Raw genomic sequence first — 16343 nt, 5'->3', positions numbered from 1 at the left:
CTTAGTCCATATTGCGGAAGTAACGTTCACGCACACCACGAAGCTCTGTACCAACAAAGACGCATGTAAGTCCACCAAATAAACCTACACCACCAAGTGCCACTAAAGTTACAATGGACAATACTGGAAATGCAGTAACATTCTCAAATGGTTGCCATGAGCTACCTAGCAAGAACAAAATAGCCGGTGTAATAATGAATATAAGAGCACCTACAATATAGGATAAGCCACTTCCAATAGAGAGTAAAGTCTTGGATGCTTTTTTAGCCATCCCCGGTAATTGAGGTAAAAGACGTTCTTTATAATCATCAAATCGTGCATAAATTTCCTGCATATTAACGGATTTACTTTCGCTACCATCTAGATTCATTGTGTCTGTAATGATACCTGCATCTACGTAGGATGCATATATCTCCTCTGGAGTCCCTAAGGATTTAATGATCTCACTATCGGTAAGCCCTTTTTCATAACCTACCGCAAAATGCTCTTCATAAACCTCTATAATACTCTCCACATCTGCAACACGCGCTTTTTTAAATATATTACGCAATGCATCCAAAAAGCTATTTTTGTTCATTATTATCGACTCCTTTCAACAGCATATTGATAACACCAGAAAAATCATCCCATTCTTGACGCATCTTGTTATATGCTGCACGGCCTTCGTTCGTGATATGATAGTATTTCCGTGATGGGCCTGTAGAAGACTCCTTTAAATACGTTTCAACATACTTTTCTTTTTTCAGTCTGTTAAACAATGGATATATCGTTCCTTCAGATATTTCAATATATTCCGAAATGGTGCTTACGATTTCGTATCCGTAGCGATCATTTTGTGTTAATAATGCTAGCACCAGCATGTCCATAACACCTTTTTTTAATTGAACTTGCATAGTTCCTCCCTTTTAGGCTGTGCTTGCCTGCCAATGTGAAAGCTCTCTTACGGTCACTATCATGTACTGACAAATACATAATAACATAAGGTACCTCGGAACGCAAGGTACTTTGTAAAAAAAAATATTAGAACTTAATATATTTTTTTCTATTTCTAATCTATAAACACAGTTAATTTCTGCATTTATAGGAAAAATTTTTTCAAAAAATTTTCTTATTTATGGTATTTTTTATACAAAATCTATTAAAGCACCCTATTATAACTAAAAATCCTCATCTAAAAGATGAGGATTTTCTAACACTACAAAAGAAATTAGTGCATTATTGGAATACTTAATTAAGTTTTATTTACTAGATTCTAATTTGAAGACGCTTCCCCTAATTTAAGCTGTGCGCTCTTCATTTTTCCGTTATGAGTGTAGGATACCAAAATTGTATCTCCAGGGCTCTTAGCATCAATTTGTTCTTTTAATTCAAGTAATGTAGTAATATCTTTACCATCAATTTGTGCAATCGTATCCCCTTCTACGAGACCAGCTTGTGCAGCAGGACCATTAGAATCAAGTTGAACAACAAGAAGTCCATCACCTTCATAGGTTACATTATTGCGCGCTGCAGTTTGACGGTCTACAGCCCACACCCCAATATAAGGGCGAATGACCTTACCATTTTTAATAATAGAATCAACAATTGTCATTGCGGAATTAATTGGAATGGCAAAGCCCATACCTTCAATTCCCTCTTTAGAGATTTTAGAGCTGTTGATACCAATTAACTCGCCATCTGCATTAATAAGTGCACCACCTGAGTTACCTGGATTAATGGCTGCATCAGTTTGAATCAATGGGAATCGTTGGCCTTGATCATCAATTGTACGTGCTAAGGCACTAATAACACCAGAGGTAACTGAACCTTTAAACTCAAGACCTAAAGGATTGCCAATAGCAATAGCTGGCTCCCCTACTTGCAAGGAGTCAGAGTCACCAATTTTGATAGGTTTAATATTTTTTGGAGGTTTAATTTTTACAACTGCTAAGTCCGTCTGTGAATCTGAACCTATAACAGTCCCCGTCACCGTACTGCCATCAGACAATGATACTGTAACCTCCCCATTTCTAGCCCCCGCTACCACATGTTTATTTGTTATAATATGTCCGTCATTATCGATAAGCACACCAGATCCGACACCTTCTCCAGCATAGATAGTACGGTTAAAAATATCCTTTTGAAATACTTGTGTTGTAATCCCTACTACAGCTGGCCCAGATTCTTTAGCTGCTTGTACTACATAGGTATTACGCGTTTCAGTAATAGGCTTAGTCTGTTTAGTTTGTTCTCTCACGTTTGTTGGTTGCGTATTAACAGGGCTGCCAAAGAAATAGTATCCTCCGCCTACCCCAATACCCAAAGCAAGAATACACGCAATTACTGTTTTCTTATATTTTGAAAATGTCATGTAGATCTCCTTATATTCTTCTTAATATTCTTCTACATCACCCATAACGTCTTAATGATGATTATAAAAGGTAAAATAAGAACCAAATCATAAATCATATAATTATGATACTTTATAAATACGCCACGTCTCACAATAATTCAAATCATCTCAAAATCAATTTTATAAAATTGATTTTGATGAACCTATTATAGTACGCCTGCTTTTACAATGCAAGATATCAATTTATAACTTTTCTTATGAAAGTATAATTATTATAACCGTATATCCTCCACTAGATAAATACCTAGAATCCTGAAAGAAGCTGTATAGAATGTATTCAAATATCTAAAATCTAAAAAACATAAAGGGCATTTACTAGCCGTCGCTAGCAAATGCCCTTTATGCATATAGTTTGAGAGTGTAAGGACTGTTGAGAGAGAGTATATGTGATCTAGATAAGCTTTAGAGAGAACTTATTAAGAGAGAGAAGTTAAAATATTACTTATCTAGAGTCATAGTCAGCCTTACTTAAATAAGTATACATGGAATATCTAAACTATCAAAGTAACTATATAAACAATTCTTAAACCTTTGATTATATCTCTATAATAAAATCTCTATAAAGTCATATCTAATCAACAGCCACGAACAACGTGAGTATAATGTGAATGCATATTCTCGATACTAAACGAATTTATACCCTACACCCCACACTGTAATAATATGCTTACTATCGGATGGATTATCCTCAATTTCTTCACGTAAACGATTAATATGAACCGCTACAGTTGCATAATCACCATAGGAGTCAAGTCCCCATACACGAGAATACAATTCTTCTTTGCTAAATACAATATCACGGTTACGCATCAAGAACTCTAACAACTGGAATTCTTTCTTTTTGAGATGAACCTCTTTTTCATTCACCCATACTTTCATCATCTTAGGGTCGAGACGGATTTCACCGGATTGAATAGCGTTTGTTTCCATTGCATCGCGCTCTGTTAAACGTTTATATTGCGCCAACATAGCTTTGATCTTCGCAATCAATACAGATGGAGAGAATGGCTTTTCAATATAATCATCAGCACCTACGCCTAAGCCACGGATTTTATCGATATCGTCAAGACGCGCAGTTACCATAACGATTGGTACACGAACTTTGTCACGAATTTGACGACAAACTTCAAAGCCATCCATTTCTGGCAACATAACATCAAGGATAATAAGGTCTACAGGAGTATTTAATGCTGCTTCAATGCCATCTGTACCATTAGTCATAATCGTTACATCATAGCCCGCCACCATTAAATAATCACGCTCAATATTGGCAATATCCAAATCGTCTTCAATAATTAAGATATGTTCACTCATGATTCTTCTCCTTGCTTAGGAAACTCTAATATAATACGTAGACCATGTGGCCTTACATTTTCAATCATAACTCGGCCTTCAAAGATTTCCATAATTCGACGGATAATCGACAATCCTAGGCCACTACCTTCTTGAGGATTCGTACGAGACGAATCTACACGATAGAATGGGCGCATCAGACGCTCTAGAGATTCTGGCGGCACACCTGGTCCATCATCACTGATGACACAGTATACAAAATCATCATCACTCGTTACATCTATGACGCAGTGACCAATATCGGTCATTTTATACTTAGCACTATTGTTCAACACATTCTGCAAAACACGTTGTAACAATTGTGGGTTAGCATTGATAAAAGGTGTTTCCGTAGCTATACGGGCCTTAATCTCAAGCCCCTTCGATTGATACGGAGCTAAATGATCTTCTACAAAGTCACGTACAAACTGACCTAATTCAATTCGCTCAGATGGACGAGATTCTTTTTTATAGTTCAAAGTTGTTATGAGGAATAGTTCCTCTAACATAGAATCTAAATCATTGGCCCGTTTCAAAATAATTCCCATGTATCTTTTTTGTTGCTCTTCCGTTGGTGCAATACCATCACGAACACCTTCAGCATACGCTTTAATAGCCGTCAACGGAGTTCGTATATCATGGGATATACCAGCGAGTAACTCTTTTTGTTGCTCCTGTTCCATTTCAATCTGACGATTTGCCATTTCTAACGACTTTGTCATGTTCTTAACGTGAATCATGATAAATCGTGTAACAAATCGGTTAATAGCAAAAAATGTAACAATAAAGAGCAATATGGAAACTACGATAATATAGAAAGATACGGATTCCATTAAGCTATCACTACCATGAGTAGCACGCCTAATCGCAATATGGTATACATAGGAATGACGTCCATCGTACTTTCTCATTTCATAAACGAAAGTATTATTGGATTGATATACAATGCCCTGTAATTCAGGGTTAACATCAATAAGACCAACAATGGCAGAAGCACTATAGATTTGTGGATTACCGTAGTTATACACCATACTTCCTTGATCAAGTACTTCAACATATACTTCCTTTGGATCAAGTAAGCTATAGCTAGGCTTAACCAAGCTATTAATTAGATCATTTTCTAACCCATAAAAGGTAATGGTTTCAGTTATTCGACTGACACTTTTAAACTGTTGTTCCTGCTCAATACGCAAATAGTAACCGGCATTGGCCAATATGCGCAAACCTGTAAAATATAGCAAAAATAAGATGATTGCTATTAAAATAGGTACAACAAACAGCACAACATTGGATATCCAAATTCGTATTTGTAAATTCACAGGATTACCTCAATATCATAAATAGTAGATACTCTCTATAGTTTACGCTATTTTTAATACTTAACGCAAGTGAAACACGCAAATATCCAACATATTTTTCACTATTCTTTCATACGTAGTTTATAATTGACCGATTATTCAAAGGTATCTCGACCCTTTTAATATCTAATACTTTTCGTAAAAATTATATTTTCACACGCCCCCATGTATCTTATGGCGATATGAAAATTGGTAATATCTGATATTTCATAGTTCCTTAGTCTCCCCTTTTAATAGGAACTTGTCTATACGGTTTATAAAAAAGCTAAAATATAAAAAATGAAACAACTATTGAATCTCTTCATTTAATAAAACAAACTATATACTGGATTATACTATTTCTCTATGAGGATAGTTTAAATATGGTCAAAAAAAAGAGGATTCCTAAGAATCCTCTTTTAAAATTTGGATTAACGACGATTTGCATCGAAGAAGTTAATAGCAACTTCTGGGAACATAGCGTAAGTCAATACGTCTTCGTCAGTGATGCCATTGTAGCCTTTAGAAGCTAAATCTTGACGGTAACCTTCCAATTCAGGTTCGATAAGATCTGCTGGACGGCAAGTAATAGGTTGTTCATCACCAATGATAGTTTGACGAATTTCATCAGAAATTGTACCAGGTAATTGACCATATTTACCACGAACAAGATCTTTAACTTCGTTAGGAACCATTTTGTAACGGTCGCCCATCATAACGTTCATCATAGCCATTGTACCAACGATTTGGGATGTTGGAGTTACCAATGGAGGGTAACCCAAGTCTTCACGAACGCGTGGCATTTCATCCATAACGTCAAAGAAGCGATCACCCATACCCATTTCGTTCAATTGGTTTTGAGTATTGGACAACATACCGCCAGGAATTTGGTAACGACGAACAGCAGGGATTACATCACTAGCTGGTTTCAAGTTGAATTCTTCTGCGATTTGTTGTTTTACTTTACGGAAGTGGTCAACTAATGGAATGTATTTATCAAGGTCAAGACCAAGATCCCATTCAGTACCTTTGAACATTTCAATCATAGTTTCAGTAGCTGGTTGGCTAGTTGCATGAGCAAATGGAGAGATAGCAGTATCGATGATATCTACGCCAGCTTTAGCAGCTTCCCAGTATGTAGTACTAGCAAGACCGCAAGTGAAATGGCTATGCAAGTCGATTGGCAATTCGCCAAAACGTTTTTTGAAAGTAGAAACCAAATCATATGCATCAGCAGGTCCTAACAAACCGGACATATCTTTGATACAAAGGGAATCAGTACCCATTTCTACCAAAGTTTCAGCTACTTTCAAGAAGCTTTCAGTTGTGTGAACTGGAGAAATTGTGTATACCATAGCAGATTGAACATGTGCACCAGCTTTTTTGGAATACTTAATAGCAGCTTCCATATTGCGTGGGTCGTTCAATGCGTCGAAAATACGGATACGGTCGATACCATTTTTTACAGCCGCATTACAGAATGCTTCTACTACGTCGTCGGAGTAGTGTTTATAGCCCAACAAATTTTGACCGCGAAGCAACATTTGCAATGGGGTATTTTTCAAATTAGCTTTCAATTTGCGAAGGCGTTCCCATGGATCTTCATTCAAGAAACGAAGACAGCTGTCATAAGTAGCGCCGCCCCAACATTCAAGAGCTTCATAACCAATATCATCTAAAAGGCCGAGCACTGGTTCCATTTGTTCGTAGCGCATACGTGTTGCCAAAATAGATTGATGACCGTCACGAAGAACGGTTTCGCAAATTCTTAATTTTTTAGCCATGTTAATCCTCCAAATCGAAATAGTCTGTGTATGTAACTTTATACACTCATTAAACAACTATCTCATACCTATTTTTTTTACGATTTTTTCGATGTCTGCTCACACTAGCCAAACGCGCTAAAATCGTAATACATACTTATATTAGACTACTTATAAAATTCTTTGTCAACAACCACATTATGCTATTTACTCATAATCTCATGTATTCAAAGATGATTTTTTCGTGATGAATATCACAAAAAACTGCAGAGGAACTAGAGTTTAGCATGTATGTTTAATCAAATTAATTTTTTTGTAATTGCTCATTTTAATGAGAAACTAAAAATTATATCGTAATAATTTTTGGTTATTATTAAATACTTTTCAAAATATATCGGTATTTATAAATGTAGTAATTCGATAAACGTCGGTATGCTTATAAGCTCATCAATTTTATTAATAACTAAGCCGATATTTTTAAATGCATAAACATGCAAAAGAACCTGCCCATTTACGGACAGGTTCTGACCTAATCTTTAAAATTTGAGAGTCCCCATTATACGGCTTACTTCTCAGACTTAACCTTTTTAGGCGCAGTTTCAAGGACAATATTTTTACCGTCCCGTTTCACCTGAATAGAGAAAGCCCCTTCCCCTTCTTTAAAATACTCCATCTTAATATCAAGGAGCATTTTACCAATCATAGTCTCTACTTTTTCAGTTAAGAACTCACGGTAAAAAGCATCTTCTTTTTGCTTTGGACTTTGATGAACTACTGGTTTCTTAGCATCTCGCTCCATATTGAGCATAGTATCTTCGAAATTTTCTGTATCCTTAAAATTTTTCATCATATCCGCATCGGATAAACCTTTTTGAATTTTAAACTTTGCCATGTGTATCTCCTATCAGTTCAAAAATTGCTTTTTTTACGCGTACTGGATCAATACCAGACATACAATATTGATTAGGCTTAGGACAACGTCGTTTTCGGCAGCCCAAGCAATCTAATTCGTCATTTACGAGCACCTTAAAGGTCCCCGTCAGAGGGCCCCATAATTTAGGGTCCGTAGGGCCAAAGAGTGCTACTACAGGCTTATTTAAAGCTAATGCAATATGCAGAGCTCCCGTATCAGCAGTAACTACTACATCACAACTTTCAATTAAAGCCCCTAATTCTTGAAGTGTCGTTTTCCCTAACATATTCAGAACAATTTTATCAATACCCTCATCTGTCAAAGAGTCTAGCAAGGGTTTGTATTGAGCAGCCTCTTTAGGACCACCTAAACAAACAAAATTTCCTCTATATTGAAGGGATTTAATGAGGGAGTACCATTTTTCCTGAGGCCACTCTTTCGTTGCCCAAGAGGTACCTAATACCAGCCCCATGCGTAACGGAGTTTCTACCACGCCTCGATGTAAAGAAACGTCATTATCAATCGACTTCCATTGATTTTCTGCCCAACTATGTAAATTTGTTGGCACCTGAAAATCCATATGGTATAGCGTATTAGCATTAGATTCATTTAGTGGACAACTGCTCTCAATACCGTATTTATCAATGTTAAGCGATGTATCTAAATTTGCATGTTCAGAAATAGCCTTTGTTAACAACTGAGCTACCTCTACATAGCGTTTAATCACGTGTTCTGTACTAGACTTCGTTTTATAGTTAGTAAACAGCCAATTCAACTCTTTTGTACCACCAAGGCCAAGTCTAATGGGGGCTCCTGAAGCTAATAGTACTAGCCCTGTTATGAGTCGCCCTTGCACATCAACGGCTACATCAAATTTATAAGGCTCTAATTTGGCCTTAAGATCCCACCACATGCGCCACATTGTAGGAATATGTAGTTTTTTAGAATGTGCCTCGTATATATCCCGTTCCCAGGGAATAATTTTATCTACATAGGGATTGCCCTGTAAAAGCTCTGCCATACTAGGCGTTATAATCCAATGCAACTTAGCATCAGGATACTGTTTCTTAATCCACCGCGCAGCAGGTGTAGCATGCAAAACATCACCTATGTAACTAAGGCGTACAAATAATATATTCATAGATATCCTTAGGGTACATACTATTATAGGAATAAAGCCTTTATAATGAAAGAACATTATAAAGGCTTTTTCTTAAGATTTCTTTTTACTACCACTACTATTTGATGATTTAGAAGATGTAGTATCTTCTGTTACCTTAGTAGTTTCTTCACTACCATTCTTAATGATGTTTTTTACATCTGATAATGTCAACTCATTAAATGTAGTAGGGTGGTTGTATTTGTAAACTGGATTGAAGCCTACACCTAATTTACCAGTGTAAACAGTCAATGCATTATTGTCCTCATCAACACGAGCAATGTAGATGGTTTTGTCCATATCAACACCGATAAAGCGGAAACGCCCTTCAGGGTTGATAACACGCCATCCCCCTTCAATGCCGTTGAACATGAATACATCCCCAGTTCTCACATTATCGTAGAAGAAGTTATCTTCATCGTAGAATACACCGATATGACCGATATCAGTAGCTTGCATGTAAACGCGACGTGTATCGTAGTTAGCATCGGTACGATAAATGCGATATGTGTGTTCTTGAACTTTTACCTTCATATACACCACATTTGTCGCTTCAGAGTACGCAGCATCTACAATTTTACTGCCCCGAGGCAAGTCTTCAAGTTTCGTATCAACTTCGTGTTCTGGATCATCCGCATTAAGACGAGCCATGACAACATCTCTGGAGTCATATAAACCCATGACAGCATAGTTACGGTCTGGCATCCAGTTGAAGTAACTAATCGAGCGGCCCTTCAAATCGATATTTGTGGGCTTGCTTTCATTAGCCTTGTAAATTTTCAAAGAGTTCTCTGTAACAACGGCCATAAATTGACGGTCATAAGATACATACTTAGTACCTTCCTTCACATCAGGGAAGTTTTTAGTATCATCTTTTGATGCGCCTGCTACGTTAAACTCTGTAGTCGGTGCAAATATATATTGATCAAGGTATAGGTATACCCCACCTTGCAGAAGAATACCTACCGCAAAGGCGCTCAGTACACGCGTAAAAGGTTTCATCTGTCCTCCTATTTCACGATAAACGCCGTTGGGATCATGCGTTCCCCTAACAAATCGGCAGGTTTATTTACGACTTTACCATTTAGGTACAAAGTAGAACTAGAACCGCCATCTAAATTTGCTGCAATGTAGCAACCCTTTTCAAAAAGAATATCTTGTACGTCACGCAAGGTAGCACCAATGGAATACCCTGGTTGACGACCATCGATTACGAGAAATAGCACTGTACCATCTTTCTTTTGACCGATAGCAGTACGAGGACCTACGCCCCAGCCACCATCACCTTCGGTAATCATCTTCTTACCATCAACGATAAGAGGTGGACCAAAGGTAATACCTTCCATGGCCTTCATATCACTAAGCTGAGTTTTATCATAGTTACCAGCGATAAGATTACCAGATTTAGAGAAACCTACAAAGTCTACGTCTTCATCAGGGCCTACATCCTTACCGATAACGTACTCACCATCATGCAAGATGAAACCATATGGCAAACGGCCTGTACCAGTACCATTAGGGTCGTGGAAACCACCGCCATTAATCGCTGCTACAGCATTATTCATTTTTGCAATATTACTTGTAGTATCGCCTTTTTCTTGAATATTAGCCGCTGTACCTACTTGAATACGACGAGGATCAGGAATTTCTAAAATATAGCCTACATAACGAGCAGACTGGATTTTTTCAAGATTTAAAGTCTTATCTTCACGAGCATTAAACTTGAACAAATCTTGGCTTTTAACAACCCCTACAGTCCCCAAAATAGATTGTAACTCGTCTTCATTAAACAACCATGTAATGTAATGAGGATGGCGAGATTGTAAGATAGCACCAATTACAGCGCGCTTTACATTATTAAATGGTCCAAAGAGCACCACGAAGGGTGATGTGACAACGGTAAATAAGAACACCATAATGATGAACTTTACCCAATTCTTTTTGAACAATGTATTTCTCCTTATAAATCAGTGAAATGTTCAGTGCTAATGCGTTCTTCAAAATGCTTGATATCCACCGCATTACCTACCCAAACACGCAAAATATTATATGGATTATCACCAGTATGAGCCCAGCCAGATTTCATAGCCATCCCCATTTTAATACCAGCTTTCTTAGATGCTGAGTCGGTGAATTCATTTTTATCTCCATATGGATAGCAGAACCAAGGATTATCCTTAATGCCTACTTCTTTAGCAAGTGCCTCTTGGGCCTTTGTAATATTTTCAATTTGTTTTGCTTCTGACAATTGGCCCATTTCTATATGTTGGAAACCATGGTTTGAAATAGTAATACCATTTTTGTGCATTTCACGCACCTGATCCCAAGTTAGACGCGTCCCAACATCGCCAGGATTGATAAATACAGTCGCCGGGAATCCATATTCTTTCATAATTGGATATACGATAGAATATGTATCTGCATAACCGTCATCAAAGGTTAAAACAACAGGTTTTTCAGGCACCGCAGCACCATTTACAACATAATCATACAATTGATCCATCGTCAATGGATTATAGCCATTATCCTTGAGGAACTTCATTTGTTCTCTAAACAAATCCTCCCGAATAACTGCATCATTATCTTTGTCGTCGCCGACTTTATGATACATAAGAACAGGAATACCCGTTGGATGTACCATCTTAACTTCTTTTGCAGGCGGTACTGAACTAGTAGGTTCTGTTTTTTGTGAAAGCAATCCACAACCTGCCACAACCATTGCCAATACCAAAACTAACAGTGTTACCAACGGAATCCGTTTCATAGGTCCTCCTCTATTAGAACACAATTATATACAGAATATTATAACATTTCCATGAAGAATAGTAAAAATTAACGCTTTATTAGTACTTCATCAATCGATTTTCGAGGTCTAGGATACATAGTTTCATCTGGAATACCTATAGCAATGATTGCCTGTACATCGTGAGGAATATTTAAAAAGGTTTTGCTTTCACACTGCATAAAATACACATCATTCATCCATAGTGTACCTAACCCAATTGCTTTTGCCCCCAATAAAATATGTTCTATAAAAGCGCCAATAGCTTGTAAGTCACTTTTCTCCCACACGCGAGTATAGTCAGGCAAGTGATCATAAGGATTAAACACAAATAGCAAGTCACTAGCAGTTTGCATAGCCTTAAGACTAATCTCTAAACTACCAAAATGTTCCTTATGTTCTTTATATTGCTCTAACACCTGAAAGCCTAAATTCACAAAATGTTCTTTCTCCACTGTCGTCACATGAATAACCTGCCAGGGCTGACGATTTTTAGGCGATGGAGCTCGCATACCAAGAGATACTAACTCCTGAATTATGTTGACCCCTACTGATTGAGTTTCTTTATATTTACGTACGCTAGTACGAGAGTTTATAACTTCTGTTAATTCCATAATATTTCACCAAAACATCTAAATTCATATAAATCTTCGGTATCTAAAATCATTCAAAACTTCTACGATTATTTAGAGCTATATTGTAATCCGTTCAATAATGCTTTAATATTCTAATTATAATACATATTTCTAAAATTATGCTTATCCAATAGACAAAGGATTTCTTATGAAAAAACGCTTAAGCCTTATACAAATGGACGTCTATGTAAACGAAGTGGAATACAATTATGCGCGCGTCCAAGAATTACTTTCACAAGCCCTATCAGAAAAGCCTGACATTATCGTCTTGCCCGAAACATGGAATACAGGATTTCATCCATCTAAGGATTTAATCAATATTTCTGACAGAAATGGAGAAAGAACAAAAGCTTTATTAAGTACATTCGCAAAAGAACACAATGTAAACATTGTGGGCGGTTCTGTAGCCGTAGCAAAAGAGGATTTAGTATTTAATACATCCTATGCTTACAACCGTGAAGGCAAGCTCGTAGGAGAGTATTCCAAAATGCACGGATTTAGTCCTGCTAAAGAGGACCAATACTTCGCTAGCGGTACGCATACCACTCATTTTGAATTGGATGGCATTCCTTGTAGTACGGTTATCTGTTACGACATTCGCTTCCCTGAGCTCGTAAGAATGGCTGCATTATCAAATACAGAGCTATTATTTGTACCTGCTCAATGGCCTACTATGCGTTTACGCCACTGGCAAGTATTAAACGAAGTGCGAGCTATTGAAAACCAACTCTTCTTATGTGCTGTCAACGGCTGTGGTACAGTAGGTCGAGTTCAAAGCACTGGTCACTCCGCTGTATACGATCCATGGGGTACAAACCTCCTCGAAATGGACACTAGGGAGGGCATCTCATCTGTAGATATCGACCTCACCGTAGTAGAGGATATTCGCAATAAAATTAACATTTTTAGAGATCGCAAACCTGAACTCTACAAACTATAAAACAAAGGCACATTGTATTGAACACCCATCTAAAATTATTTCATTGTTAGATAGCCTGTTCATATGACAATGTGCCTTTTTTATTTTATTGTACTGTAGTAAGGAAATAAATGACTCTAGTTTGCTCTGGATTAACGGCCATGCCTGCAACAGTAAACATATTATATGAATAATCAAATTTAAAGATGTAGAATGTGTACTCTGCGTTAAATGGTCGCTTTACTTCTTTATACGAATAGTAACCTAAATATTTTTTCTGTAAAGTCTTATTTTCATCATTAGGCAACACTTTATCAGAACTTAATTTACTAGTATCTTGCTCTAAGTCCAAAACCATTTGATTATTCATTTGGTTAGAGAGCTCACGATCAACCTTTCGCTTAATATTCTCATTGCTTAGCGCCATTTTATATTGATACATATTATTGAATATATTAGTTACTTCAATCCATTCTTTTGGCAATATAGTAGACAAGTATTTTCTATAATTCGTCTTAACATCTTCGTACGGTTTAATAGAAACACGTTCAGCCTCACCCTTAGTAATAATAACCTTAGCATGACTTTCTGCATCTTGAATATAAGGTTTTAGTTCTGATGGTTTGCCTGTAAAAGAAACTTGAATATACCGACCATCTTCAATCGCCTTAGGCGGCTTTAAATGAATATCAACCTGTTTAGCAAAAGAAGGTATTTTCTTTGGAAAACCAGATAAATCATTTACTTTATTTATATCTATATGATTGTAATATTCCTTGTCATTAACTGGATACTTACTGCTTTCTCTAAAATTAATGGCCTTTACAATTTGTTTTTCAATTTCTTCTCGTGTATAAGGATTTTTAATAAGGTCTCGTTGTGGCACACTTCTTATTGTTCTATTATGTTCCTCAATATGAGCGTGCATACGTGATTCTACCTCTCGATGTAGCAACATTTGTTCATTAAATGTTTTTTTAGCAACGGACATAACAGCATAAGATAATTCTGTTTCGCCCGTAACTTTACTTTCCAAATAAGGCATAACTTCTTGAGATTGTACTCTATCAAGTTGAGTAGTTTTTGCGCCTAATGGCGTTGATACAGATGGAATGGGTATCTGCTCAGCATTTATTATTCCTATATTAGAAACCAATGCTGTCGCAACTAGTACAATTCCTTTTAAATTCATTCAAGTCTCCATCAAATAATTATATTAAAAAACTGGCTATACATCTCATATAGTTAGTCATATACATTAAAACTCAATAAGCTTCCACATATCCTCTGGAACCTGTTCTAGAGGTTTATTTTTTGCAATTGCTTCTTTTAGAATATCAATAGTATCTTGCACCTCTTGTTTATCCTTTGTATCAGGATCATGAAGGATGACACGATTTAAAGAATCTTCACCAAATTGTTTTACATATTCTTTTTCCACTTGATTAAGTTCACGGCGTAAATATTTCATAGATAATAACCTCCCAATATATTTAATCTAATATATTAAGAAGTACTTGTCTATAATTCAAATATTTTCTATACACATTTTCAGCTAATAATAAGCAATTTAAAGTTACAAATTAATATTTTTATCTCATAAATCATTTACATGAATTCTATAGAAATGGTAGTATTAACAATGCAATAGGATTTAGTTATTAAGAAAGAAAGGTAATAACTATGTTTTCATTTCTACAACCTAAAGAGGCAAAATCATCAGTTCCACAAAGCATGATTATGAATCTATATTATAAATATAGATTGCAATCATTAATTGGTATTTTTATAGGTTATGCTGCGTACTATATTGTTCGTAATAACTTTGCCTTATCAACACACTTTTTATCAGATATCCTCCATATGAGCAAAACAGAAATTGGTTTGCTATCTAGTGGTATGCTTATCGCTTATGGTTTAAGTAAAGGCTTTATGAGTAGTCTTGCGGACAAAGCAAGTCCTGCCAAGTTTATGGCTTTCGGTCTCATTTGCTGTGCAATTATCAATATCTTTATGAGCTTTGCCGATAGTCTCGCCTTCTTCTTAGTTTTAGTAGTACTAAATGGCTTTTTCCAAGGATTTGGTGTAGGACCATCCTTTATCACCTTAGCTAAATGGTACCCAAAACAGGAACGTGGCCGTTATGGAGCTATCTGGAATATTTCACACAATCTCGGTGGTGGTATCGTAGCACCAATCGTAGCCGCCGCATTATATTTCACTACTACAGATCACTGGCAATTAGGGAGTTATGGTGTACCAGCGCTTATTGCAGTTATCATAGCAATTGCCATTTCTTTCTTAATCAAAGAAAGCCCTGAACGTGAAGGCTTACCACCAACAAGTGAAATCATCGCCGACACAGCTCATAAGGCGCACAGAAGTTCTGAAGCACCGCATATGAGCACAAGAGAAATCTTTGTAAAATACGTATTAAAAAATAAAAACGCTTGGTATGTATCATTAGTTGACACCTTTGTTTACATGATTCGCTTTGGTATGCTTACTTGGCTTCCAATTTATTTATTACAAGTAAAGGGTTTCTCCAAAGCAGAAATGTCTGTTGCCTTTTTATTCTTTGAATGGGCGGCTATCCCTTCAACTATTTTTGCAGGTTACATTTCCGATAAATTCTTTAAAGGTTATCGCATGCCACCTGCAATCATTGCTATAAGTATTATCTTCTTCTGTATATTTGGTTATTGGCAAAGCGAGTCTCTCTTATGGGTTACTTTCTTCGCTGCTATTGTAGGTTGTTTAATCTACATTCCTCAATTCTTAGCTTCAGTACAAACTATGGATATTGTACCACCATTTGCAGTAGGTTCTGCTGTTGGTCTTCGTGGATTCATGAGTTACATTGTTGGTGCAAACTTAGGTACAACACTATTTGGTGTTTTAGCAGATAAATTTGGTTGGAATGCAGGTTTCTATCTTTTATTAGTAGCATGTGTTCTTTGTATTACATTCTGTGTATTGGCTCATTTTGGCGCCAAAGAATTAGATGCTAAAGAAGCTGAACTTGAACAACTTCAACCAGCTGAAGCTAATAGCTAACCCCTAACAAATAAATCCTATAGTAAAAAGGTCGTAATATGTATTAAATACATG

The 16343-nt window shown here is 36.6% G+C and carries 16 protein-coding genes; 2 read left to right on the top strand and 14 right to left on the bottom strand.

Annotated features, from left to right (window positions below; all coding sequences use genetic code 11):
• Position 1: 1 nt before the first annotated feature.
• The 12 genes from AAA071_RS09100 to AAA071_RS09045 form a co-directional block, all read right to left on the bottom strand.
• Positions 2-577, bottom strand: a complete 576-nt coding sequence (locus AAA071_RS09100; protein ID WP_195213461.1) for a DUF1700 domain-containing protein — start codon at positions 575-577, stop codon at positions 2-4.
• A complete protein-coding gene (locus tag AAA071_RS09095) occupies positions 564-893 on the bottom strand; it encodes a PadR family transcriptional regulator (protein WP_004693657.1) in 330 nt (109 codons plus the stop codon). The genes AAA071_RS09100 and AAA071_RS09095 overlap by 14 nt, the downstream gene beginning before the upstream one ends.
• 359 nt (positions 894-1252) lie before the next feature.
• Complete coding sequence (locus AAA071_RS09090) at positions 1253-2350, bottom strand: S1C family serine protease (protein ID WP_195213462.1); 1098 nt, start codon at positions 2348-2350, stop codon at positions 1253-1255.
• Between the two features lie 666 nt (positions 2351-3016).
• Positions 3017-3706 carry a response regulator transcription factor gene (locus AAA071_RS09085; protein WP_004693664.1) on the bottom strand — a complete coding sequence of 230 codons (690 nt, stop codon included), beginning with the start codon at positions 3704-3706 and terminating at the stop codon, positions 3017-3019.
• Complete coding sequence (locus AAA071_RS09080) at positions 3703-5043, bottom strand: sensor histidine kinase (RefSeq protein ID WP_077708186.1); 1341 nt, start codon at positions 5041-5043, stop codon at positions 3703-3705. Before AAA071_RS09080 ends, AAA071_RS09085 begins: the two co-directional genes overlap by 4 nt.
• A gap of 449 nt (positions 5044-5492) precedes the next feature.
• A complete protein-coding gene (locus AAA071_RS09075; RefSeq protein WP_008602782.1) occupies positions 5493-6845 on the bottom strand; it encodes a pyruvate carboxylase subunit B in 1353 nt (450 codons plus the stop codon).
• 544 nt (positions 6846-7389) lie between these two features.
• Complete coding sequence (locus tag AAA071_RS09070) at positions 7390-7716, bottom strand: hypothetical protein (protein ID WP_316581487.1); 327 nt, start codon at positions 7714-7716, stop codon at positions 7390-7392.
• Entirely contained in the window at positions 7703-8878 is a 1176-nt protein-coding gene (locus AAA071_RS09065) for a glycosyltransferase family 9 protein (RefSeq protein WP_316581486.1), read from the bottom strand. The genes AAA071_RS09070 and AAA071_RS09065 overlap by 14 nt, the downstream gene beginning before the upstream one ends.
• Before the next feature lie 72 nt (positions 8879-8950).
• On the bottom strand, positions 8951-9898 hold the full coding sequence (locus AAA071_RS09060; RefSeq protein ID WP_004693675.1) for a hypothetical protein: 948 nt from the start codon (positions 9896-9898) through the stop codon (positions 8951-8953).
• Between the two features lie 8 nt (positions 9899-9906).
• The gene (locus AAA071_RS09055; protein WP_004693677.1) at positions 9907-10845 is read right to left on the bottom strand and encodes a phosphodiester glycosidase family protein; all 939 of its coding nucleotides are present in this window, start codon (positions 10843-10845) and stop codon (positions 9907-9909) included.
• An 11-nt stretch (positions 10846-10856) separates the two neighbouring features.
• A complete protein-coding gene (locus tag AAA071_RS09050) occupies positions 10857-11660 on the bottom strand; it encodes a polysaccharide deacetylase family protein (RefSeq protein WP_004693679.1) in 804 nt (267 codons plus the stop codon).
• Positions 11661-11728: 68 nt separating this feature from the next.
• Positions 11729-12292, bottom strand: coding sequence for a nitroreductase family protein (locus AAA071_RS09045; protein WP_004698371.1), 564 nt, complete (start codon positions 12290-12292; stop codon positions 11729-11731).
• A gap of 169 nt (positions 12293-12461) precedes the next feature.
• Between AAA071_RS09045 and AAA071_RS09040 the strand changes: the two genes are divergently transcribed.
• Complete coding sequence (locus AAA071_RS09040; protein ID WP_004698326.1) at positions 12462-13253, top strand: carbon-nitrogen family hydrolase; 792 nt, start codon at positions 12462-12464, stop codon at positions 13251-13253.
• 85 nt (positions 13254-13338) lie between these two features.
• Here the strand turns inward: AAA071_RS09040 and AAA071_RS09035 are convergent, their stop codons facing one another.
• Together AAA071_RS09035 and AAA071_RS09030 are read right to left on the bottom strand one after the other, a co-directional pair.
• A complete protein-coding gene (locus AAA071_RS09035) occupies positions 13339-14424 on the bottom strand; it encodes a hypothetical protein (RefSeq protein ID WP_004698384.1) in 1086 nt (361 codons plus the stop codon).
• A 66-nt stretch (positions 14425-14490) separates the two neighbouring features.
• Positions 14491-14703 carry a hypothetical protein gene (locus tag AAA071_RS09030; RefSeq protein ID WP_008602789.1) on the bottom strand — a complete coding sequence of 71 codons (213 nt, stop codon included), beginning with the start codon at positions 14701-14703 and terminating at the stop codon, positions 14491-14493.
• A 212-nt stretch (positions 14704-14915) separates the two neighbouring features.
• On the opposite strand from AAA071_RS09030, the gene pgtP reads away from it, so the two are divergent.
• Positions 14916-16289, top strand: coding sequence for a phosphoglycerate transporter PgtP (gene pgtP, locus AAA071_RS09025; RefSeq protein ID WP_004693689.1), 1374 nt, complete (start codon positions 14916-14918; stop codon positions 16287-16289).
• Positions 16290-16343: the final 54 nt, after the last annotated feature.

The sequence above is a fragment of the Veillonella parvula genome, from assembly GCF_040097785.1.
Taxonomy (GTDB): Bacteria; Bacillota; Negativicutes; order Veillonellales; family Veillonellaceae; genus Veillonella; species Veillonella parvula_D.
Note: the sequence above shows the minus strand (reverse complement) of the source record. Positions and strands in the feature narration are given on the sequence as shown.

Bases quoted from the DNA above. Each gene is read 5' to 3' on its own strand.
- AAA071_RS09100 (WP_195213461.1), bottom strand. From the start codon at position 577: ATGAACAAAAATAGCTTTTTGGATGCATTGCGTAATATATTTAAAAAA.
- AAA071_RS09095 (WP_004693657.1), bottom strand. From the start codon at position 893: ATGCAAGTTCAATTAAAAAAAGGTGTTATGGACATGCTGGTGCTAGCA.
- AAA071_RS09090 (WP_195213462.1), bottom strand. From the start codon at position 2,350: ATGACATTTTCAAAATATAAGAAAACAGTAATTGCGTGTATTCTTGCT.
- AAA071_RS09085 (WP_004693664.1), bottom strand. From the start codon at position 3,706: ATGAGTGAACATATCTTAATTATTGAAGACGATTTGGATATTGCCAAT.
- AAA071_RS09075 (WP_008602782.1), bottom strand. From the start codon at position 6,845: ATGGCTAAAAAATTAAGAATTTGCGAAACCGTTCTTCGTGACGGTCAT.
- AAA071_RS09070 (WP_316581487.1), bottom strand. From the start codon at position 7,716: ATGGCAAAGTTTAAAATTCAAAAAGGTTTATCCGATGCGGATATGATG.
- AAA071_RS09065 (WP_316581486.1), bottom strand. From the start codon at position 8,878: ATGAATATATTATTTGTACGCCTTAGTTACATAGGTGATGTTTTGCAT.
- AAA071_RS09060 (WP_004693675.1), bottom strand. From the start codon at position 9,898: ATGAAACCTTTTACGCGTGTACTGAGCGCCTTTGCGGTAGGTATTCTT.
- AAA071_RS09050 (WP_004693679.1), bottom strand. From the start codon at position 11,660: ATGAAACGGATTCCGTTGGTAACACTGTTAGTTTTGGTATTGGCAATG.
- AAA071_RS09045 (WP_004698371.1), bottom strand. From the start codon at position 12,292: ATGGAATTAACAGAAGTTATAAACTCTCGTACTAGCGTACGTAAATAT.
- AAA071_RS09040 (WP_004698326.1), top strand. From the start codon at position 12,462: ATGAAAAAACGCTTAAGCCTTATACAAATGGACGTCTATGTAAACGAA.
- AAA071_RS09035 (WP_004698384.1), bottom strand. From the start codon at position 14,424: ATGAATTTAAAAGGAATTGTACTAGTTGCGACAGCATTGGTTTCTAAT.
- AAA071_RS09030 (WP_008602789.1), bottom strand. From the start codon at position 14,703: ATGAAATATTTACGCCGTGAACTTAATCAAGTGGAAAAAGAATATGTA.
- pgtP (WP_004693689.1), top strand. From the start codon at position 14,916: ATGTTTTCATTTCTACAACCTAAAGAGGCAAAATCATCAGTTCCACAA.